Consider the following 20372-nt stretch of genomic DNA (forward strand, 5'->3'; position numbering starts at 1 on the left):
ATGACGATGAACAAATATCTGCTTAAATAGGCAGAGCGGAATCTTATATCAAGAGAATCGTGGATTCCCCTCTTGATCAGGAACGGAACACCGTCCCTTTCCCTGCCATCCCGGCGAGGGATTATGGGTCAAGAGACTGGTCCCTTGAAGGTACATAGGGCAGATCCCTATGCCACCAAAGGGCTTAGTTGTGATACCAAGAAATAATTTTGAAACTAATTTACCTTAACACAAGAACTACTTAATTCTATTAAAACAGCCCCAGTAAAAACCGGGGCTAATGTTTCACTTATTTTGGGACATTTTCAAAAACGCTTGACAGCCCTTTTTGTTTTAGTTTTCCGGATACATTGCCTCCAACCAACTGATATATGCTTCCTGGCAGTGTGCATGTGCAAATTGATTGTTTAGTTTTCCATCAATTACCATTTTTGCAACAATTTTTAACGAAGTTGGATTATCAGCTCCATACAAAAGTGTATTTTTCAACCCCGACGGATCATTCGCTAAGACCAGGGCCAACCCATCCTTGCACAACAGAATGGGTCCTACTTCTGTTTTAATATATGTCACTTCTTTTGTTCCATCGAATTTCTTTATAATTGGTTTGTCATATGAGAATTGTTCCATCTCTTTACTGACAGCTACCTCACTTACTTTTGTTTTATTATAGGCTTCTTGTGAAGGCGCATAGTCAGCAAATGCATTTACAAGTGAGTTCTTTCCACCCACGTCAAATCCACCATATGCTGAATTTGCAAGATTTAGAAAATTCTCCTGCATGGTCGAACTGACTTCTTGATCCAGTGTAATATCCTGACCATGTCGCTCGAATCCCCACTGTTCCAACGCCACCTCTGTCACAAAATCCCCAGGATTCAAATAGTTTCTTATGTTATTATATGAACTCCCTTTCTGTGGATTCCCGGTCGTTCGAGGTGTGGCATAGGTATAGGCAAATACATTTGTGCCGCCATAGATCGGGTTCAGTGCTGCTGCCACAAGGTTTGCTACGGCTGCTCCTCTGCTGTGTCCTGTTACCCACACTTTCTTTCCATTAGAGGTATTGTGTTTCTGCACATAGCCTGCTGTTAATGTAGTCACTTCGTCCGCCGCATTTTGGAAACCCTGATGTACACCTTTTGTTTCTCCCATATTAAAGTTACTGATCCACTCATAATTTCCAGAAGTTCCCTTTACCAGAACTGCATAAACTCTGCAGGTATTTCCGCTGCTGTCAGTCATGTCCTTCCAGCCCATTGTAATCTGAACGTGGTCATTATCCGTTTTGGTCGGTGCACTCAAATCCGAGCCGCCTGCCGCAGCCGAGTATTGCGTTACAATCCCCTGAAATCCACAGTTTTTCAAAAAGCTTTCTGCATAGTCTTTCACATAAGCTGTGGTGGCTCCGATCATCGACAGCTTTGCCAGATCAGAATTAGAATCATAGGCGGAACCTGCAAACATAGAATCTGCATACTTTGCTCCAATAGTTCTTACATTTTGATTCCCTACCGATGACTTAAACTGTGCCGCAATATAATTCTCTTTCTTGTATCCACATTTCGTACAAATGCCACTCACAAAAGTATGTGTTTCCTGCACTGCGGGTACACTTGTCTTTTTTCCGCAGATACAGATTCCCTCGTTGCGGCGCCAATGTGTAGACGCATCGATGGACTCATACCCTACTGTTGTTGTCTGATGAACATGTACTTTTTTAGTTTCCGAATAGTTTCCGTAGATTTTCGTTCCATCAGCCAAGGTCTTATAGGCCCGCAGCCGGACATAGCAGTCAAGGGTTAACAACTTATCAATGGTTTTTGACAATTCATTTTTTCCGGTCCACACATATTTATATGTCCCCGATGAAAATGTCGATTTTGTTCCATACTGAATCTGATATCCTGTTATCTCACTCGTCTTTGCATACGTATATTTTACGGTAAATATCCCTGAGACATTTGGTGTACTTGTGGTGATCGTGCCGATATTTCTTGGAATAATTTTGACCGTCACCTTTTTGCTGGCCGCATTATATGTGGTAGTCGAAGCCGCGCGAATGGTAATCGTCGCATTTCCGATTCCGACAATCGTAACCCGCCCGGTACTGGAGACCTTCACCACTTTTTCATCCGAAGACTGATAAGTCAACTTTCCCTTTCCACTGGCTCCCAACGAAAATGTACTGCCACCAACTGCCTCTGTAAATGTGCTGCTTCCACTAATGGTCTGATTTTTCTTCCACTTGGCATACAAGGTAACCACCGCACCATTTTTACTGCTCAGATTCTTCACACTGGCTTTGTCTTTATAGACCACACTTCCCGATGCCGTCTTTGCCCAGCCCGCAAATGTATAGCCTGATCTGCTGAACGTATTGGATCGCAGCGCAACGGAAGAATCATACTTACAGGAGGTAGTATCCTTCATGGTCCCCGAGCCGCCATTTTTGTTATAGCGAATCGAATAACGATTTTGTGTCCACTGCGCATACAACGTGATCACTGCGCCATTTTTACTGCTCAGGTTCTTTACACTTGCTTTGTTTTTATATGCCACACTCCCCGATGCCGTTTTTGCCCAGCCCGCAAATGTGTAGCCCGTTCTGCTGAATGTATTGGATCGCAGCGCAGCCGAAGAATTATATTTGCAGGAAGTGGTGTCCTTCATGGTCCCCGAACCGCCATTTTTATTGTATCGAATTGTATATGTGTTCACTGCCCATTTTGCATAAAGCGTTTTGTTTCCACTTTTTCCTTTGGCAATTGATTGGATTCGGGTAGACTCCTTGAACTTGCTGTCGGTATACCATCCTTTAAAGGTATACCCGGTTCTGGTGGGTGAGGAAAATGTAACTCCTTTGGATGCGTAATAATATGACGGATTCTTACTGCTGTTTTTACCGCCGTTCAGTTTGTACGTGAGATAACCACCTTTGGTCCACCGGGCATAAAGCGTCTGCGCCTTGCTGACTGTCACCTTTGTGGACGATGTAATCTTTGTCCCTCCGGATTTTGCAGTGTACCACCCGCTGAAACAGTACCCACTTCTTGTCGGCGTGGCGAGTGTTCCATAGGTCTTATCCTTATAAACGGTCTTTGTTTTTTTTGTGGTCTTCTTATTATTGCTGAGGAAATATCCCCCATTCGCATCCAGCGTCAGCTTATTAACTGCTCCGGTGGACACAAATTTGATATTATTTTCCTTACAGTACGTATGTATCGCTGAACCTGCGTAACCATAAACGGTTACATTCTCACAATTTGTAAACGCATAATCCCCAATGTATTTCACCTGATATGGCACTGTTATTTTCGTCAACCCCGTACAGTCGTAGAATGCGTGATCTCCTATTTCTGTCACAGAAGAAGGAATCGTTATTTCCTTAATATTGTAGCATGCTCGAAATGCCCATGCACCTATTTTTGTTATTGTATTCGGTATTTCAACCTCTTCAAGGCCAACACTTCCGCCGAACATCCCCCTATAAATTTCTTGCGATCCTTTTTCGAAGGAAACTTTTTTCAGATTTTCACATGCATAGATCATTTCACAATCGGTCCATTTCAGTGTCTTTGGAAATGTGATTTCAGTTAATTTTGGACATTTCCCAAATACACTTTCTCCCAGCCATTTTAGTTTAGGCGGCCATATAATCTTGGATAAATTATCACACATGTAAAACGCATAAGAATCGATATTGGATACCCCGTTCATAACAGGCATAGCAGTCAATGCATCATCTTCCTTAAAGGCTTCTTTTCCAATGTATGTTACACCGTCTGGTATGGTAATACTTGTCATTTTTTGTGTGTAGGATAGAGCTCCCTGCCCAATTGTTTCTAAAGTATCCGGAAGCTGAATTGTTTCAAGATTGGTACATCCACCAAATGCCCACGCACCTAAATCGGTGGTTGATCCCAGGTTTTCAACCTTTACGAGACTTTTACAGTTTCTAAATGCATCATATTCAATTCTCGTCACACTTTTTGGAATGATGATTTCTTTCAGGTTGTCGCATCCATAACACAAGCCGCCCGGGATTGTCTTGACCTCAGCTGGTATTTCAATCCGCTCAAGACCATCACAGTTATTAAACAAATGCACCGGCAATCTCGTTGTTCCCTTATCAAATGTCACCGTTTTCAAGCTGGTGCAGCCCGAAAAAGGCCCTGGATATTGATAATTCCCCCCTACATACGCTCCCGCTTCTATATTTTTTGGAATGTTAATCGTCGATAAACTTGTGCAGTTTGAAAAGGCACCAACGTCCAGTACTTCTAATTCAGACGGCAGAGTTACACTCTGTAATGAAGTACAATTCGAAAACGCACGGTTTCCAATTGCTTTGATGCTTGCAGGAAGCGTAACTGATTTTAAATTTGAACAACCTCCAAATGTATTCCATTCTATTTTGCTCACAGTATCCGGAATCACAATTTCCTCCAGACCAGAACAGTTTAGAAACATACAGCGTTCTATGCTGGTCGTACCAGCGGCAAATTCCACGTTCTTTAACTGTGAGCACCAACGGAATGGCCCCGGATAAGCCACGCCCCCGACATATTCATCCATCTGAAGACCTGCTGGAATTGTTACCTTTGTGATGGCAGTGGATTCAAATGCACTGCATCCCAACTTTTCAAGCTTTGATGGCAATGCAACATCCCATAATTTCGTACATCCGCGAAAAGCTTCCCTCCTGATTTCAACGATAGATTCAGGCAATACAACTTTTATTAGTTCTGATACTCTTGTAAATGCGCCATTTCCAATTGTTGTAACTGGATAGCCGTCAATTGTTTCAGGCACTGAAAGCTGAAAAATATTTTTTCTGATGTCCCATGGTTCATTATCATAGATCGTTCCCGTTATACATACTTTCTGATTCTCTAGCATTGTATATGTGAATATCCCTGATGACAAAGCGGATGCATCCCCAGGAACTTTCGGTTCGGCTGTAGTCTGCCCAGGTTCTTTTCTCGCTTTTTCTTTTTCGGTCTCCTTGCTTATGTCCGGCTCTTCTGTCTCTTCTTTTGCTTTCACAGAGATACTTACTTCTCGACTCAGTCCTTGAATCTCACAGGTGATCGTTGTCTCACCTTCCGCAACAGCCTCAACTCGTCCATCGTTACCAACAACAGCTACAGCCTCATCTGCCGTTTCCCATAAAATATTGTCGGCATCAGACAGCAGAATATCTGTCTCTATGATTTCCAACTGAAACATTTCTCCTTCTGCCATCTTTTCTTCCAACGTATTCAATTGAAACCCCTCTATATTGACATTATATTCAAGATTCTTTGCATAAGTCTCGCCAATACTTCCTGCATTGCAGTACAATACTGGGTGCTGTATCTCCAGAAAAGCATCTTCTGCAATTTCTATGACCTGATAGCTGACCCCATTTATCTCGATCGTTTCAGGAATAATAAATTTTCCGTAATTTTCATCACTCTCATCACGCTGCTCATATGCTTTCATCAAAATTACACTTCCGGGCTCTTCATCCACAGCTTCTGATAAAATATCATATGACAGACCTGTCATCTCATCCTCATAGTCAAATTCAGATTCCGAAACCTCTTCCGACTCCTCCATTTGTGTTTCATCCGGCAACACCTGTATCTGACCCTGCTGTACATCTTCCGCCAAAGCAAGACATGGCGTGTTAATCACCAATATCAACGAAAGTAACAGCGTGATCACCCTCCTCATTTTCTGCATTCCAATACCTCCTCATATCCACTAATTTGCTCATATAATTATTCTAATGTATTCACACATTTTTCACAATCCCATCTGCAAAATCTGCGTTGTTTTTGACATAATTTTCCTAAAACTTGCCACTGCAATCACTTCACCCTCGCCATTCCATTTGCCTCATTTCAAATTCTCTGTTATGATTACACTAAAACTCGTAAAACGGACATTCGGGATCTGCTCTGCACACTTGAAGTTGAGCATGCCTGCAAACGATCAAACTTTCAAATTCACTTTATCCCATAAAGGAAGCCAACCATGAACCGAACACTCACCTACCAGATCTCCGCCCCCAGCGACGGCTTACAGATTAAACAATACCTGCGGCACAGGGGCTTTTCCCGGCAAAATCTAACCGAACTGAAGAAAATGCCGGACAGCGTTCTCGTGGACGGCACGCCCCGGCGTCTCTGCCATCTGCTGACCGCCGGAGAAGTACTGACAATCCACATCCGGGAACTGGAATGCTCGAAGAATGTTCCGCCCATCGACATCCCTCTCCACATCGTCTATGAGGACGAGGACATCGTTGTCATCAACAAGGACGCCGGCATGCCCATTCACCCATCCTTGAATCACTACACGTATTCCGTCGCAAATGGTCTGGCCTATTACTATCAGGCCAAGGGACAGCCTTTTGTCTTCCGCTGTGTGAACCGTCTGGATCAGGACACCTCCGGGCTGACGGTCGTCGCCAAGCACATGGTGAGTGCCAACCTGATTTCCCAGATGGCCAAGAACAAGGTAATCAGACGAGAATACCTGGCAATTGTAAAAGGGATGGTCACTCCGGCTTCCGGGATCATAGACGCACCGCTCTCCAGAAAGCCAGGTTCCATCATTGAGCGTATCGTGGACTTCGAACGGGGAGAGCGTGCCGTGACCCACTACCGCACGTTAAAGGAAGAGCGCGGACACAGTCTGGTTCTGCTCGAGCTGGAAACCGGGCGCACTCACCAGATTCGGATTCACATGAAGCACCTTGGTTTTCCACTCATCGGGGACTATCTCTACAATCCGGACATGAGTCTGATTTCCCGGCAGGCGCTGCACTCCTGGCGCCTTTCCTTTCCGCACCCGATCACCGGAGAATCGATGACCTTCACCGCGTCTCTGCCGGAAGATATGGCACGGATTATTCAATTATCCGATTCAGCCGTAGAATCCGCGTAAAGCGGACATTCGCAATCCGCTCTGCTACTTGCTCATGAACAACCTGCAGCTACGCTGCCTTTCAGCAAGGGCTTTTAATCCCCTGCTGAAACAAGCGTCCCCCTTACCCATAACTTAGTGCTCTACGCACTTGAAGTGGGGGAATGCTTACAGACGTTCAACTTATTGAGAATGCCCGCTTTACGCTGAAAGTATTTCGTGCTAAAATAATGCATAGTAAAAATATTGGGAGAAAATACTATGAAAATGTTAAAACAGGCATTAATTGAGTCATTTCAGCAAATGCATCATTATTTTAAAGATTCAAAAGATGAAATTGCAGATAAAAATACTCTTTTACTCCTGTCTGTATCCTTATTTGGGCTGCCCATTGTTGTATTATTATTGATTGTCACACCATTTATCGTGCCATCCTGGTTTATCACCATCGGTCACTGGCTGTTTCTGCCGTTCTTTTTGATTACACTTTTATTCAGCTTCTATGAAAAACAAAAGACGCACCGTTCTTATGGAATCATTCACACCATGGTTCTGACTTTTATGATTGTTATCATGGGGCTGATCATCTACATCAATACGGTCCCCTATCCGGAAAGCTCTGCCACTCTGGTGACTGCGGCCATGATTGTTCTGCCTGTACTGCTCATTGTTCCGTTTCATGAAAATATTCTGGTATTGATTTTTTCATTTCTGGTTTTCCTCTTTATGAACAAACAATACATTGTTCCGGAGATGCAGGGGAGCAATATTTTCAACGGATTAGCCGGATTGATATTCGGTATCATGGTTTCATGGATTGTAACAAACCTGAGAGCACAGGATAACAAGGATAAACGTGAGATTGTTGCGCGGAGTACTCAGGACAATCTGACAGGTATTCTTAACAAATCCACTGTGGAGAAAAAATGTTTTACATACCTGGAAGAATCTTCTGCCGAGAATTGTACTCTGATTGTGATCGACATCGACAATTTTAAGAATATTAATGACAGCCAGGGCCACTACGCAGGTGATCAGGTTCTGAGCATGTTTGGCGAAGCGGTTCAGCATACATTCCGCGAAACGGATCTTGTAGGTCGAATCGGTGGAGATGAATTTCTCGTTCTGATGAAAGGATTGTCTGACAGCGCTCTGGTCGCGAAAAAAATGGAGCGGCTAAACGACCGTTTCCGCAAACTTCTGGCCAACAAAATTAATGTCAACGCAACCTGCTCCTATGGTGCGATCTTAAAGGGCTCCGAATACATTCCTTACATCTCGCTGTTTAAGATGTCCGACAAGATTCTCTATCTCGCAAAAAAAACAGGAAAAAATCACGGCACGATCATGAGTGTTGCGGATTATCATAAACAGATTGGAAATACAGAAATCATGTTCATCGTTGATGACTCCGAAATTAACCGGTCCATTATCCGTTCCCTGTTTGAAGATAACTTTGACATTCTGGAAGCGGAAAATGGGGAAGAGGCTATCGAACTCATTGAAAAACACCAGAATATCATCAGTATTATGCTGCTTGACATGATGCTGCCGGAGATGGGCGGATTCCTGATTCTGGACTGGTTGGAGACGCAGCACTGCATAAATCATTTTCCGGTTATCGCCATCAGTTCGGACGAAGACACAAAGCTGCATTGTCTGCAGCTCGGCGTCACCGATATTGTCTCAAAGCCTTTTGTTCCAGAGATCCTGAAAAAAAGAGTCGCAAATGCCACGAGAAAATAGTATGATTTTGGAGACCATCCTAACTTTATTTTCCCATTCATACAACAGACAGAGAAAAGCGGATACTCAGAATCCGCTTTTCTCTGTCTGTTTTTACCTTATTACTGCCTGAACATTACCGGATACATTCCTCACGAAATCCTGCGCGTCTTTCACTTCCCCGACAATACTTCCATAATGCGTCGGAACTGCCGCCTTCGGCGCCAGAATATTGACAAACTCAACAGCCTGTTCTGCATCCATGGTATACGTCCCGCCGACCGGCACCAGTGCCACATCACACTTTACCCCCAGATTATCCTCATTCATGTCGGTATCTCCCGCAATATAGTAGCGGATCGCGCCGGCGCAAACAATATACCCCACCCATTCATTGCTCTTCGGATGAAATTTCTTGCCAACATTGTAGGCACGAACCGCCTCCACCCGGATTCCGTCGACTGTCGTATGTTCTCCCGGCGCGAGTGCATAAATCCGGTCTTCACCGAGATGCAGTATCTCTATATCCGCCAGAATTGTTTTCGGCACGACAAAGAGTGTATCCTCTTTTACGATTTTCTGAATATCTTCCGGTGAAAAATGGTCATAATGACTGTGCGTGATAAATATGATATCTGCATCATGCGGCTCTTCCTCCACCTGAAACGGATCAAAATACATGACTTTTCCGTCCTCGATCCGAATACTGCTGTGGCTCAATACTTTTATGTTCTCCAGCAATTATTTTTCCTCCTATCATGTTTGAGTACAATTATGCCCTGGCATAATTACTGCATTGCTAAGTACCAGCAGCACTTAGCAACACCTGAAACGGAATACAAAACGTTCGCTCGCGATTCGCTTCGCTGTTTTTCGGGCAAAGCTTTCTGCTCCACATTTATATTTACACAATCTCAATCTGACACGCGCTCATCGCTCTCAGCGCATTTTCATGACTTTCCGGCGTCACCCCGGCGCAGCACTTCGAGTCGACGATGATCGGGACCTCCGGCAGAAATGCCTTCAATGTCATCGCATTCGAAATCACGCAGATATCCGTGCAGAGCCCGATCAATGTGATGGATTCAATCTCGAACTTCTCCGACATCTTCCCCAGCATTGCCGCTATTTCCGCACTTCCAAACGTGGGCTTTTCGATAATATTCTCCTCATCTCCCACCAGCGCTGCAATCTCCGGATACAATTTCCATCCTTCCGTTTCCCGTATGCAATGCTCCACCGGAAGCTTTTTTCCTTCCTGTGTCTCCAGGTAATTTTCCTCATGCGTGTCCTGTGTAAAGAGCACCGGACCTTCAAACGTTTTTATTTTTTCTACAACATCCGGGAGGATCTTCTGCGCCTCCTTCGTTCCCAGAGCTCCGTCGATAAAGTCATTCTGCATATCGACTACAATCAAAAGCTTGCCAATTCCGGCCGGCTCATCCGACGGATCAAAGTCCCAGAAATCATCCTCGTCCATTTCCTCTATATCATATTTTCCGCTTATCGTCGTAAATGCTTTGCCCTTTTCAAGCTTCTGGTAAATCTCATTTCGGGTCTGAGGTTTGCTCTTCCTTTTTGTGAGCTTCATCGCCTGTAAATTTTCATTTACCGTATCAATATCGAACGCATAATCTGCGGCATCTCCATACCATTCTTTCAATTCTCCATATTCTGGATCCTCCGGATTTTGCAGTACCTCCATCAAATGATAATGTCCCCAGATTCCACCGCAGTCCTCGGGGAGGGCGTCGCCCTTAAACTTTATCACCTCCGGATAGTTCTTATCGTAGTCATCCAGCACCTTCTCGATAACAACCGTATGGATCCACTCATCTCCAAAATCATACGTATATAGAAATGTCTTCTGTTCCTCCACAAAGTGATCGATGATATACTCAGCTGCGTTGTATTGGTCTACGTCTCCCCAGAAATCATCCTCCGGTTCTTCCTCAAACTCCACGCCAAGCTTTTTAAATGTAAAGCAATCCAGGTGGTACCCTGTCCATCCCATCGCCTCATTTAAAATAATACTGAGCTGCGAAAAACTCAATCCAGCCGGTACGATCAGTCTTCTCCAGACCGGAGGCTTTGATTCTTTTACTGTGATTTTCATTTGGTAAGCTTTCATACAGACATTTCTCCTTTCGATCCATACAACATTTGGCATCCTAATTCTGGTCTCGATATTCCGCTAATTCCAAGGCAGTCAATTCGCGGTATCCACCCTTTTCCAATTCTTCATCCAGCTTCAGCCTTCCGATCGAAACCCGTTTCAAATACACCACATAGCACCCGATGCTCCGCATCATCCGCTTCACCTGATGCTTCTTCCCCTCTGAAATGGTCAGGTACCCTGCCGTCACATCCTGTCTGTGAAGATTTTGTTTCACGACCTGGCAGCCGTCCCGCTCCATCTCCCCCCTCAGCTCCGTGTACGTCCCTGCAGCCACGATCTCAATCTCGCCGGGCTTCGCACGCTCGCCCTGCCCAATGTCCATCCCCTGCCTGACCGCCTGGACTCCGGCTTCATCAATTGCCCCAAACACCCAAAAAAAATAGGTTTTCTCCACATGGTGTTCCGGCTTCATCAGTCGATGATTCAAGTCCCCGTCATTTGTGATCAGCAAAAGACCTTCCGTATCCCGGTCCAGCCTGCCGACTGCGAAGAGTCCCGCCGTGTCCAGCTCTGGGAAATACGAAAACACCGTTTTGTGATTCCCGTCATTTTTCGCAGTGACGCATCCCTGCGGCTTGTAAAACATATAACAAATCCTGTCGATACCGGAAATCACTTTTCCACAATAACTGATTTCGTCTGACTTCTCGTCCACCTCCAGCGCAGGCACCAGAACCGTCTCTCCATTCACCTGAACTTCCCCCCGGTAAATGTATTCTTTTACTTTCTTCCGGGTTCCGATCCGAGCCAGGGATACATACTTGTCTAATCTCATTTTTCTTTTACTTTCTTTTGCGCTCTTTTTCTTCTGTTGCCTTCTTCTTCCTTCTGTTACCTTCTGCCTTTGTTGCCTTCTGTTTTCTTCTGATTTCTTCTGCCTTTGTTAGCCTTCTATTGCCTTCTTTTGCTCTACTATCCCTGCACCCATTCCTTCTTTATGCGCCACAGCCCGGCCTGCACGCAGCCAACTCCGTCCGTATTCCCGGCCTTCAGCTGCACATCATAGCGGAAGAGCCGCCTCCAGCTCTCCTGGATCTGACGCTTCTGCTCCGGATAAAAGCTGGTGAGCATCACATCATTTTCATTCACGCCACAAGCCTGTAGCTGCTTGTGGTACTGGATTTCTTCCTCCCGCGTCTCACCCATCAGACTCAGCTGTACGACGCGGTTCCAGTCATACATGTCGAACAAAATCACCTCATCCTCCGGCACGTCGAGCACCAGAAGATGACTTCCCTTTCCTTGATCCACAGCCCGCTCATCGGCAAACGCCCAGTATGGGAACTGTGCCCCCTCCGGTCTCGGAACCAGTTTCTGCGCCTCTGCCACAAACCATTCGTATGCCGTCAAAAATATCGGTGCACTTTCCTTATATTTTTTCTTTACGTACTCCGGTTTTGAGTGGCACACTCCATCCCTGCAGAGCTCTTCGTATACGGCGTTCGCCTGCGGGGAATACAGTCTTATTGTACGATATTCCTTATCCATTCTCTTCTCAGCTCCCATACATTTCCGTATCGGGTGTCATTTCCCACCTTTACAGAGTCATCAAACAATCTGCTCCAACTATTCACGATCTCTCTTTTTATCTCAGGATAGAACTGGGACATATACGCCTTCGCATCGCTAATCCTGTAATCGGCGAGCAGCTTCTGGTGCCGCGCAGCATCGGCCTCATTTGCCGGAATATAAGAATAGTTCAATATACATCCCCATTTTGCAATATTGATGGATGTGATAAGCACCGGATCGATTTCCAACTCCAGAAGCACCGCATGTTCCCCCATGTCCATCTTGATAAATTCCCTTTTTGCGGTATAGCGTCCTGTCTGCTGCAGAGTGTCCAGCACACTTTTATGCTGCTTCGTCCACACCCGGATTGATGTGGTAATTTTTGTCTCCTCCATACACATCCTCCTGTTTTTGTAATATCTCCGCAATATTTATATGAAAAATTATATCACATTCCATGTTTGAATGCAGTGAATATGATATAATTTTCTGCATTGTTTCCAGGAGCATTTACCACTATTTTCGCTCAGTGCTCGCAGCAGCGACATTTTTACCATTAATTATTTCTCAGGTTGTCTAAAGGTTATCTTAAGATTCTAATGTTAAAGTTGTTGTAACATACAGCTTGTCTGATTGCGATTATTACGATTTTGGCAATGATGATTTTTTAACGGCGGGAAAAAAAATGACTATGTGTGTTTAATTCACTTGACTTTTTTAACTGTAACATTTATTATTACAGTAACAAGTATCTATAAACCAAATGTGACTTTTACAAATCACCATCCCGCCCCGGAGTTTTTCCGCACTCTGGTTTCGGAAAGTCACGCACAAATGGAGAGGAGACCATGATTATGCATTTATCAAAACATATTCGTATTTTATTCATCACGGCTGCACTTGCCCTCACACTCACCGCGGTGGCATGCGGACAGAAAGAAGGCGCATCAGGCAAAACAACAGATTCCACCAGCGGAGGGACCTGAGGTTCCGGATTCGCTGCAGCAGCAGATGACAAGAAAGACAGCAGCGCTGAATCCGATGCCAGTTCAGGCACCAAAGCAGATGCAGATGCCAGCAAAGCTGACAATACAGACTCTGATTCTGCAGATAAAGAACCGGCAGAATTATCCGGTGAATTTAGTTCATTTACAGCAACGGATTTCGATGGAAATGACGTAAACCAAAACATTTTTGCTGAAAAAGAGCTGACCGTCGTAAATCTGTGGGGTACTTTCTGCGGTCCCTGCATCCGGGAGATGCCGGAGCTTGGCGAACTGGCAAAGGAATATGACGGCAGCGACGTCCAGATCATCGGAATCCCCGTCGACGTATCCGATGAGGAAACGCTCAAGACTGCGCAGGATATCGTGGCACAGACCGGTGCCAACTACCTCCATCTCGTCCCGAACAAGGAGCTCTATAATATTTATCTGAAAAATGTGTCCGCCGTGCCGGAAACCATCTTTGTGGACAAAACCGGAACCATCGTCGGAAATGCGGTCGGCGCAAGAGACAAGGACTCCTGGAAGAAGCTGATTGACGACACCCTCAAGAAAGTGACGAAATAATATGGCTGAGAAGAAACGAAATGTGATTGGGTGCAGCCTGCTTCTGTGCGGTCTCATTTTTACCGCACTCGGCCTGTGGCGGGGCGAGGCAGGTGTGGTCATGCAGAAAGCGATCCACATCTGTCTGGAGTGCATCGGAATTGGATAAGAAACATATAACCATAAACAACATTACCACAAGGAGAACAAGACCATGAAAAAATCACCCCGCCTCTGGGTACAGATAGGCTTCGCCGCTCTCACTAATGGGTACGTCCTGGGATTCACCAACGGACGTATCTACCAGGGCAGCACCAAGGCACTGTGCGTCCCGGGGCTCAACTGTTATTCCTGTCCGGGCGCACTCGCATCCTGCCCCATCGGATCCCTGCAGGCGGTCCTCGGCAGCCGCGACTTTAGTTTTTCCTTTTATGTGATCGGTTTCCTGATGATCGTGGGTGCCTTTTTTGGACGCTTTGTGTGCGGCTGGCTCTGCCCCTTTGGTCTGGTGCAGGACCTCCTTCACAAAATCCCCCTGCCCCGCATACTCCATTTACGAAAACGAAACAATCTGCCGGGACACCGCTACCTGAAATTTCTGAAATACGTTATTCTGGTTGTTTTCGTCCTGATCATGCCAATGTTCGTGCTGGACATTATCGGACAGGGCTCTCCCTGGTTCTGCAAACTGATCTGCCCGGCCGGGACACTGGAGGCTGGCATTATACTGCCGCTTCTCAACCCGTCACTTCAGTCCGCGATTGGCTGGCTGTATACCTGGAAAATCATGTTGTTAGTTGTAATCCTCGTGCTGTCCATTTTCGTATACCGCCCGTTCTGCAAATATCTTTGTCCGCTGGGTGCCATTTACGGATGCTTCAACCCGATCGCTCTGTACCGTTTTCGGATCGATGAATCGTCCTGCATCGGCTGCCATGCCTGTCAGCGTGCCTGCCCGATGGAGATTCCGGTGTACGAATCACCCAACAATGCGGAGTGCATCCGCTGTGGAAAATGCCGGAAGGCCTGCCCGACAGGATGCATTCACACTACATTAGAAAAGAAAAGACAAACAGAGGAGGCTGCAAAATGACAAGTGAATTTTCAATTGCCATACACACTCTCGTATTTCTGAATCACAAAAAAGATTGTCAGACCAGTGAGAAAATTGCACAAAACGTGTGCACCAATCCCGTAAGAATCCGCAAAATTTTAACCAAATTAAAAAAGGCCGGGTTTGTCGCAACCAAGGAGGGCATCGACGGCGGATGCCACTTTATCGCTGAACCCGACGCAGTTACATTGGAAATGGTTGCACATGCGCTTGGAGAGACACCGGTCCATGTATCCAAACGAACCGGCTCCATCGACATGGACTGCCAGATCGCCTCTGGAATGGGCGACGTGATGGACGACATTTATGCACAGCTCAATCAGGCATGCTTTGAGCGGCTGAGTGAGATGACCATTACGGATATCGACGCACTGATATTTCCGAATAATGTCCTGTAAACTGGGCGTTCGGAATTCGCTTTCCCACTCACTCGTAATCTTACGCAGCTTCGCTGCTATCTCAACAGGAGACTGCAGCTCCTGCTAAACCAAAGATGTCCCCCGCTTTTGCTTGATTTAAAAGCGGGGGACATCTTTTATAAAGTTATATTTCCGGTGCCTCCAGCTGATCGCCAACCAGATCAATCACCTTCGCAAAATCATCACGCTTTCTCAAAGTACTTCCAAGCGATGTCACAACAGCCGTAATCTTCCCACTGCCAATCTCCGTCACAAACGTCTTCACAGCCGGAGGCATGGTGCTGGCCCAAAGCGGAAATACAACGACAATCTTCTGATCCGGATCCGGTTTCTCGTAATCCGCCGGTACCATTTTCCCGCTCATGGCCATCGCTCCGGCCTTCATATAGTTTACTTTCCCCAGCCAATCCCTGTGATCATCGATCTTTCTTGCTGTCGTTTCATAGCGCTCTGCCAGTTGCTCTGCAATTTTTTTGCTTCTTCCAGTTCTCGAGAAATAATAAATCTGCATTGTGTTACCTCCATAATTTATCTCTGTTATAATTTTTCCACCGCTTCTGTGACCGGCTCTGATGTCTGGTTCAGAAAAAATACATCCTTCATAATTGGCCTGATCATTTTTGTCCTCCATGTGTTCCATTTATTCTTTATATAAGTATCGTTCTGGCTGTAAATCAAACACTCACAGTTTAAACCGCACCACATCTTCATGTGGATTCACCTTCGCCAGTCCAATCTCCATCGCCCGCGCGCGAAACGGCGCAAATCCTTCCTGCATCGCCTGAACTGCTGCCGTCATCTGCTCTTTCGACAGGGTCTTGCCAAGCGTCACATGGGGCAGCCACGACATCGGCTGATAGTACTTACTGATCGCCGTCTCCGGGATTCCGGAAAAAACATCAAACACTTGTCCCGATAATCCCAGTAAGTACGCATTCATCACCGGAGCCGCATACAACACATACGGCAGAAGCATTCCCACCGAGACAAACTGCAGATCTCCCTGTCCGAGCTTCCCCTTCAATGATTCCATATACGGCACCAGCACGTCTACATTTCGCGCCTCGATCTGGGAAATGGTCATATGCGGCGGCACGCGATTCTCTGTCATAAATATGTTGCCTGTCCGCTCGGCGATCAAATCAATTTGTCTCTGCAGTTTTTGGCTTGCCCTGTTGTCAAAATATATTGATATTAAATACATACACACTCCATAATTGTAAACTAAACTCCCACCGAAAAAATCGTAATACGCTCTCTCGCATTATTTCCCTCAAATAAATCCTGGCAATCAATCTCATCATAAAACATTAATTCTACTTCCGTCATGAGATAGGAGATATATTCGTCTGATGGATAGTAAAAGAACAATAGCATTTCTCTCGGATTCTCATAATAAGATTCCAGAATCCGATGAATCACCTTACGCAGAATATCCTCCGAAAATGGATTGAAAAAGTAAAATCTGTCTGCCTCCCGCACTTGATACTTCACAGCATCCTGCTGGTACAACGTTACTCTCCCAGAAAACACCGCTGTCTTTGTGTTAGAAACAGCCGTGTCCAGGATGTGCTCATCATACTCGATTCCCACCGACCTGCATCTTGTCTGATACGACAGAAAGAAGTCCGCTCGCCCCTTTCCGCAGCCATAATCGATCAAAATATTTTTCTTTCCAATATATCCGCTGTTCGCGAGTCTCTCCAACACTGCGTAAGGCGTCGGTTCATAAGGGTAGCGATACTGATCCGCATTTGAATCATCTCTTCCCGTCGTCCTGATTTTCAGTAATTTATCCCACTCATTTTCTGTCATATTGATTACCCTCAGGTTTTCTTTTCTTATGTATAAAGTATAGCATAAAAAAGGACCCGACGCATCAGGACCTTTTAGGTGTTATCCAAAAGCAGCTGAAGGAATGAGTCCATACTCAATATTCCTTCAGCCATTTTTTCCATCTTCTGTAATCTGGCATAATCTGTTCCACATATGCCCAAAATTCCTGTGAGTGATTCATATACCTGAGATGACACAGTTCGTGCACCACCACGTAGTCCATGACCTCCTGCGGCATCAGCACCAAACGCCAGTTGAAGTTCAGATTCCGCTTGGAAGAACAACTGCCCCAGCGGCTCTTCTGCTCTTTGATCCGGATACTGTTCGGCCTGAGTTCCATCCGCTCCGCAAAGTAGTTTACCCGCGGTATGATTGCCTGACGGGCCTGTTCCCGATAGGTCTGTCCATCCGGGGCCCGCATGTCTGCCGTCAGCTTTTTCTCTTCCGCATGATTTTCCTTTTTCCGCAGCACTTCCTGCTGCCGGGAAAGAATCCAGTGCTCCTTCGATTCGACGAACTGCTGCACGTCCTGCAAAAGCATCCGAAGCGGTGCTTTTACAATAACCTCGCCGTCTCCCGATATCGTGATTGACAGAGTCTTTCGCCTGCTGCGAATGATGTTGTATTCAAATGTGTGATTCCTTGATATCATGTGTGTGCCCTTTAGAACCGTTCTTTCTTTTTACTTTTTACTTTTTATTTTTTACTTCTTATTTTTTTGCTTTCGATTTTTTATTTTTTGTCTTTTTTGTTTTTTTGCCCTTTTTCCCTGACTTTTTCCCGTTAGATTTTTTCTTTAATTTATCTTTTTTCTTCTCTTTCTTTTTGTCAATCTTTAACTTTTTCTTCTCCTTTTTTGCTTTCTTTCCCTTTGCCTTTTTTCCGACCTTTTCTGCTTTTTTGTCCTCTTTATCCTTTTTGTCTTCTTTATCCTTTTTGTCTTTTTTGTCTTTTAAATTCTTCGAAGCTTTTTTATCTTTCTGACTCTTTTTCTCCTTTTTGGTCTTTTCTTCTTTCTTCTCTTCGCCTTTTTGAGTACTGCCCTGTTTCATCTGCTTATCCTCCACAATCACTGCTGATACAGCCAACTCCGCTGCTGTCATTTCAGCTTCCTCCCCCAAGTCTTCTGCCAGTGCTGTGCCTTCGGCTACCTCTGTTTCTGCCTCCACAGTTTCTGCCACCTTGATTTCCGTCTCCACGGCTTTCTCCTGTGCCGGTATGACCTCCATCGGATTTTCTTCCATTTCTCCACTGTAATTATTCTCTTCGCTCATCTTTCGTATCCTCCTTCATTCACTGCATTCGGTTTCTGATTTTCCTGACTTTTCATGAACCTCACAAACAGAGGCTCCCCTGCCTCCACTCCCGGCTCCCTCAAAAAGTACCTCATAGCAATTCCCCACCAACTATTGACAATAGGAAACGAACATGACTATTTAATTTATTATATTTCCCCTAAACTATTTAAGCAAGTTTTTCTATGGATTTAACATATATTTTACATTCCCGTGTCTATACTCACTGGGTGTGCAGCCATACGTTTTGCGAAATGTTTCCGTGAAATAGCTGGCACCCGAAAAGCCAACCTCAAAACAGATTTCCGAAATATTTTCCTCGGTTGTTTCCAACAGCTCCATCCCTTTCTTCAGCCGGTAATTGGTCAGATATGATATCGGCGTCTCGTTTGTGTATTTCTTAAATATCGCACAGCACGTCGTCTTTCCCACCTTTCCGGCCTGACTGATCTGCTCCAGCGATACCCTCTCCGCATAATTTTTATATATGAAGCGAATCATTTCCTTGAGAATTGTCAGGTTATTATTCTGCGGGACTGACTTTTCCTGCATCTGCCCGGACAGCCGGAACAGATTTTCCCACAGGCCGAAAAGAACAGGCTGCGCCTCCATCGCAAACAACTCTCCTGTGGAAATGCGGTATAGTTCTTCAATCAGTTCCGGCACTTCCCGTTCCTCTTCCCTGTTCAGATCGAACACATAATACGGCATGGCCGCATTCTCCATAACCGGTGTGACATATTGTTTCTCCACATACGGTGATGAGCACAGCAGCATGGGGTGAAACAACGCACAGAGGAATATGCATTCCTCCCGTTCTTTCGAAAAACCATGGTGAAATTGTCTGGTGTTGACAAAAATCCCCTGCCCAGCCTCCAGCCGGACGGTCTCGCCATTCACCCGGTATTCCATATGACCGGACTGCACGAGAATCAGTTCGATATCATCATGCCAATGACTGATCGCGTGAAAATCCGGATACGCGGACAACATTCCCCTGCGGATATAAACAGGAAATTCCGGTATATTGTAAGCGATTTTTTCTGACTGATCCTTTTTGATATCTAATTCTACCCGCATCTGCATCTACTCCTCCCGGATTTGCGGCGTAATTGCTTGTGTAATGGCAACTCTCGCCCTGTTCCGCTCCCCGAAGCTGTTTCTGTGAAAACTGCAGAGCGGGCAGTCAAAGCAATGTGTCCTTGAAACATTGTTATATCATTGTGAAATATTTATATAGATAAAATACATTTTCTGAAATATAATAATATCATAGTCAAAAAGCAGCATCAATAGCATCCTTCCCGGAATGCAGGAAATACAGGAAAGCTGCCGGTACTTTTACCATAGGCGACAACGTGATCGCAGTCGGAAATCCATTCCGGGTGCTGCGTGAAGTGAATGAGCATGACGCAGAGTTCTATTTTAAGTGGCGAAAGATTCCTGAGACACTTTAATTTTGCACCGACATTTATAAAACATTTATAATAAGCCTGCAAATAAAAAGTCAAGGCTAAATTGAAAGAACATTGAAAATTTTATACAGGTTGAAAAGTAGGCATCAAAATAAGACCACCACATCGTGCTGGTCAAAAAATGAGAGTTTTGGATTAGTTTGATTCTGGAAGAGTTGAAAGATATTCGTTCACTCGACCATAGTAGATGCGAAGAAATTTATTCGCACCAGCTGTCATGTAGACATAGTAGGGCTTCCCCTGAGCACGCTTCTTATCAAGAAACATATAAACAGGGTCATCCTGAGGCATGGTTTTGATAAGGGCATCCATTACCTGAAAAAGAGTTTTTCGCAGGTCTGCAGAACCT

Annotated in this window: 20 protein-coding genes and 2 pseudogenes; 8 read left to right on the forward strand and 14 right to left on the reverse strand. The window is 45.2% G+C overall.

The features are described 5' to 3' along the window. Positions 1-333: 333 nt before the first annotated feature. Positions 334-5730 carry a leucine-rich repeat protein gene (locus BUB85_RS16965; RefSeq protein WP_073112694.1) on the reverse strand — a complete coding sequence of 1799 codons (5397 nt, stop codon included), beginning with the start codon at positions 5728-5730 and terminating at the stop codon, positions 334-336. Positions 5731-6024: 294 nt separating this feature from the next. Between BUB85_RS16965 and BUB85_RS16970 the strand changes: the two genes are divergently transcribed. After that, entirely contained in the window at positions 6025-6939 is a 915-nt protein-coding gene (locus BUB85_RS16970) for an RluA family pseudouridine synthase (protein ID WP_073112696.1), read from the forward strand. 240 nt (positions 6940-7179) lie between these two features. Then, complete coding sequence (locus tag BUB85_RS16975; protein WP_073112698.1) at positions 7180-8664, forward strand: diguanylate cyclase; 1485 nt, start codon at positions 7180-7182, stop codon at positions 8662-8664. A gap of 93 nt (positions 8665-8757) precedes the next feature. Here the strand turns inward: BUB85_RS16975 and BUB85_RS16980 are convergent, their stop codons facing one another. The 6 genes and pseudogenes from BUB85_RS16980 to BUB85_RS17005 form a co-directional block, all read right to left on the reverse strand. After that, complete coding sequence (locus BUB85_RS16980) at positions 8758-9384, reverse strand: MBL fold metallo-hydrolase (protein WP_073112701.1); 627 nt, start codon at positions 9382-9384, stop codon at positions 8758-8760. 163 nt (positions 9385-9547) lie between these two features. Continuing rightward, positions 9548-10123, reverse strand: coding sequence for a cysteine hydrolase family protein (locus tag BUB85_RS22500; protein WP_073112724.1), 576 nt, complete (start codon positions 10121-10123; stop codon positions 9548-9550). Between the two features lie 138 nt (positions 10124-10261). Further along, positions 10262-10813: pseudogene (locus tag BUB85_RS22505) on the reverse strand (plasmid pRiA4b ORF-3 family protein); the annotation flags it as partial. Between the two features lies 1 nt (position 10814). Then, the gene (locus BUB85_RS16995; RefSeq protein ID WP_073112703.1) at positions 10815-11597 is read right to left on the reverse strand and encodes a pseudouridine synthase; all 783 of its coding nucleotides are present in this window, start codon (positions 11595-11597) and stop codon (positions 10815-10817) included. Between the two features lie 137 nt (positions 11598-11734). Next, the gene (locus BUB85_RS17000) at positions 11735-12310 is read right to left on the reverse strand and encodes a DUF3841 domain-containing protein (RefSeq protein WP_073112705.1); all 576 of its coding nucleotides are present in this window, start codon (positions 12308-12310) and stop codon (positions 11735-11737) included. Continuing rightward, positions 12286-12729, reverse strand: coding sequence for a DUF3841 domain-containing protein (locus BUB85_RS17005; protein WP_073112707.1), 444 nt, complete (start codon positions 12727-12729; stop codon positions 12286-12288). The genes BUB85_RS17000 and BUB85_RS17005 overlap by 25 nt, the downstream gene beginning before the upstream one ends. A 459-nt stretch (positions 12730-13188) precedes the next feature. Here BUB85_RS17005 and BUB85_RS22225 point away from each other — a divergent pair, with 459 nt between their 5' ends. Genes BUB85_RS22225 through BUB85_RS17020 form a run of 6 tightly spaced genes read left to right on the forward strand, consistent with a single transcriptional unit; the run spans position 13189 to position 15396 of the window. Further along, a complete protein-coding gene (locus tag BUB85_RS22225) occupies positions 13189-13320 on the forward strand; it encodes a hypothetical protein (RefSeq protein ID WP_278319607.1) in 132 nt (43 codons plus the stop codon). A gap of 25 nt (positions 13321-13345) precedes the next feature. Beyond that, complete coding sequence (locus tag BUB85_RS21575; RefSeq protein ID WP_159434672.1) at positions 13346-13516, forward strand: hypothetical protein; 171 nt, start codon at positions 13346-13348, stop codon at positions 13514-13516. A gap of 8 nt (positions 13517-13524) precedes the next feature. Next, a complete protein-coding gene (locus tag BUB85_RS17010; RefSeq protein WP_242945470.1) occupies positions 13525-13905 on the forward strand; it encodes a TlpA family protein disulfide reductase in 381 nt (126 codons plus the stop codon). Between the two features lies 1 nt (position 13906). Further along, complete coding sequence (locus BUB85_RS21815; RefSeq protein ID WP_200803589.1) at positions 13907-14053, forward strand: CD1871A family CXXC motif-containing protein; 147 nt, start codon at positions 13907-13909, stop codon at positions 14051-14053. A gap of 45 nt (positions 14054-14098) precedes the next feature. Further along, a complete protein-coding gene (locus tag BUB85_RS17015; protein ID WP_073112709.1) occupies positions 14099-14977 on the forward strand; it encodes a 4Fe-4S binding protein in 879 nt (292 codons plus the stop codon). Beyond that, complete coding sequence (locus BUB85_RS17020) at positions 14974-15396, forward strand: RrF2 family transcriptional regulator (RefSeq protein ID WP_073112711.1); 423 nt, start codon at positions 14974-14976, stop codon at positions 15394-15396. Before BUB85_RS17015 ends, BUB85_RS17020 begins: the two co-directional genes overlap by 4 nt. A 145-nt stretch (positions 15397-15541) precedes the next feature. Here BUB85_RS17020 and BUB85_RS17025 read toward each other — a convergent pair whose 3' ends face one another. From BUB85_RS17025 to BUB85_RS17060, 7 genes and pseudogenes are all read right to left on the reverse strand, one after another. Next, the gene (locus BUB85_RS17025; protein WP_073112713.1) at positions 15542-15928 is read right to left on the reverse strand and encodes a flavodoxin family protein; all 387 of its coding nucleotides are present in this window, start codon (positions 15926-15928) and stop codon (positions 15542-15544) included. Between the two features lie 171 nt (positions 15929-16099). Next, the gene (locus BUB85_RS17030; RefSeq protein ID WP_073112715.1) at positions 16100-16621 is read right to left on the reverse strand and encodes a hypothetical protein; all 522 of its coding nucleotides are present in this window, start codon (positions 16619-16621) and stop codon (positions 16100-16102) included. Positions 16622-16641: 20 nt separating this feature from the next. Continuing rightward, entirely contained in the window at positions 16642-17232 is a 591-nt protein-coding gene (locus tag BUB85_RS17035) for a class I SAM-dependent methyltransferase (protein WP_073112717.1), read from the reverse strand. 115 nt (positions 17233-17347) lie between these two features. Beyond that, positions 17348-17905 carry a M48 family metallopeptidase gene (locus tag BUB85_RS17040; protein WP_073112719.1) on the reverse strand — a complete coding sequence of 186 codons (558 nt, stop codon included), beginning with the start codon at positions 17903-17905 and terminating at the stop codon, positions 17348-17350. A 58-nt stretch (positions 17906-17963) separates the two neighbouring features. After that, a complete protein-coding gene (locus tag BUB85_RS21580) occupies positions 17964-18527 on the reverse strand; it encodes a hypothetical protein (RefSeq protein WP_159434673.1) in 564 nt (187 codons plus the stop codon). A 204-nt stretch (positions 18528-18731) separates the two neighbouring features. Next, positions 18732-19634 carry a helix-turn-helix transcriptional regulator gene (locus tag BUB85_RS17050; protein WP_073112722.1) on the reverse strand — a complete coding sequence of 301 codons (903 nt, stop codon included), beginning with the start codon at positions 19632-19634 and terminating at the stop codon, positions 18732-18734. 524 nt (positions 19635-20158) lie between these two features. Beyond that, positions 20159-20372 (reverse strand): annotated as a pseudogene (locus tag BUB85_RS17060) (IS110 family transposase); the annotation flags it as partial.

Origin of the sequence: Hespellia stercorisuis DSM 15480 (assembly GCF_900142165.1) — a bacterium.
Lineage (GTDB): Bacteria > Bacillota > Clostridia > Lachnospirales > Lachnospiraceae > Hespellia > Hespellia stercorisuis.

Bases quoted from the DNA above. Each gene is read 5' to 3' on its own strand.
- BUB85_RS16995 (WP_073112703.1), bottom strand. From the start codon at position 11,597: ATGAGATTAGACAAGTATGTATCCCTGGCTCGGATCGGAACCCGGAAG.
- BUB85_RS21815 (WP_200803589.1), top strand. From the start codon at position 13,907: ATGGCTGAGAAGAAACGAAATGTGATTGGGTGCAGCCTGCTTCTGTGC.
- BUB85_RS17030 (WP_073112715.1), bottom strand. From the start codon at position 16,621: ATGTATTTAATATCAATATATTTTGACAACAGGGCAAGCCAAAAACTG.
- BUB85_RS21580 (WP_159434673.1), bottom strand. From the start codon at position 18,527: ATGAGCGAAGAGAATAATTACAGTGGAGAAATGGAAGAAAATCCGATG.
- BUB85_RS17040 (WP_073112719.1), bottom strand. From the start codon at position 17,905: ATGATATCAAGGAATCACACATTTGAATACAACATCATTCGCAGCAGG.
- BUB85_RS17005 (WP_073112707.1), bottom strand. From the start codon at position 12,729: ATGGAGGAGACAAAAATTACCACATCAATCCGGGTGTGGACGAAGCAG.
- BUB85_RS22500 (WP_073112724.1), bottom strand. From the start codon at position 10,123: ATGGACGAGGATGATTTCTGGGACTTTGATCCGTCGGATGAGCCGGCC.
- BUB85_RS16965 (WP_073112694.1), bottom strand. From the start codon at position 5,730: ATGCAGAAAATGAGGAGGGTGATCACGCTGTTACTTTCGTTGATATTG.
- BUB85_RS16975 (WP_073112698.1), top strand. From the start codon at position 7,180: ATGAAAATGTTAAAACAGGCATTAATTGAGTCATTTCAGCAAATGCAT.
- BUB85_RS22225 (WP_278319607.1), top strand. From the start codon at position 13,189: ATGCATTTATCAAAACATATTCGTATTTTATTCATCACGGCTGCACTT.
- BUB85_RS17050 (WP_073112722.1), bottom strand. From the start codon at position 19,634: ATGCAGATGCGGGTAGAATTAGATATCAAAAAGGATCAGTCAGAAAAA.
- BUB85_RS17025 (WP_073112713.1), bottom strand. From the start codon at position 15,928: ATGCAGATTTATTATTTCTCGAGAACTGGAAGAAGCAAAAAAATTGCA.
- BUB85_RS21575 (WP_159434672.1), top strand. From the start codon at position 13,346: ATGACAAGAAAGACAGCAGCGCTGAATCCGATGCCAGTTCAGGCACCA.
- BUB85_RS17015 (WP_073112709.1), top strand. From the start codon at position 14,099: ATGAAAAAATCACCCCGCCTCTGGGTACAGATAGGCTTCGCCGCTCTC.
- BUB85_RS17020 (WP_073112711.1), top strand. From the start codon at position 14,974: ATGACAAGTGAATTTTCAATTGCCATACACACTCTCGTATTTCTGAAT.
- BUB85_RS16970 (WP_073112696.1), top strand. From the start codon at position 6,025: ATGAACCGAACACTCACCTACCAGATCTCCGCCCCCAGCGACGGCTTA.
- BUB85_RS17000 (WP_073112705.1), bottom strand. From the start codon at position 12,310: ATGGATAAGGAATATCGTACAATAAGACTGTATTCCCCGCAGGCGAAC.
- BUB85_RS17035 (WP_073112717.1), bottom strand. From the start codon at position 17,232: ATGACAGAAAATGAGTGGGATAAATTACTGAAAATCAGGACGACGGGA.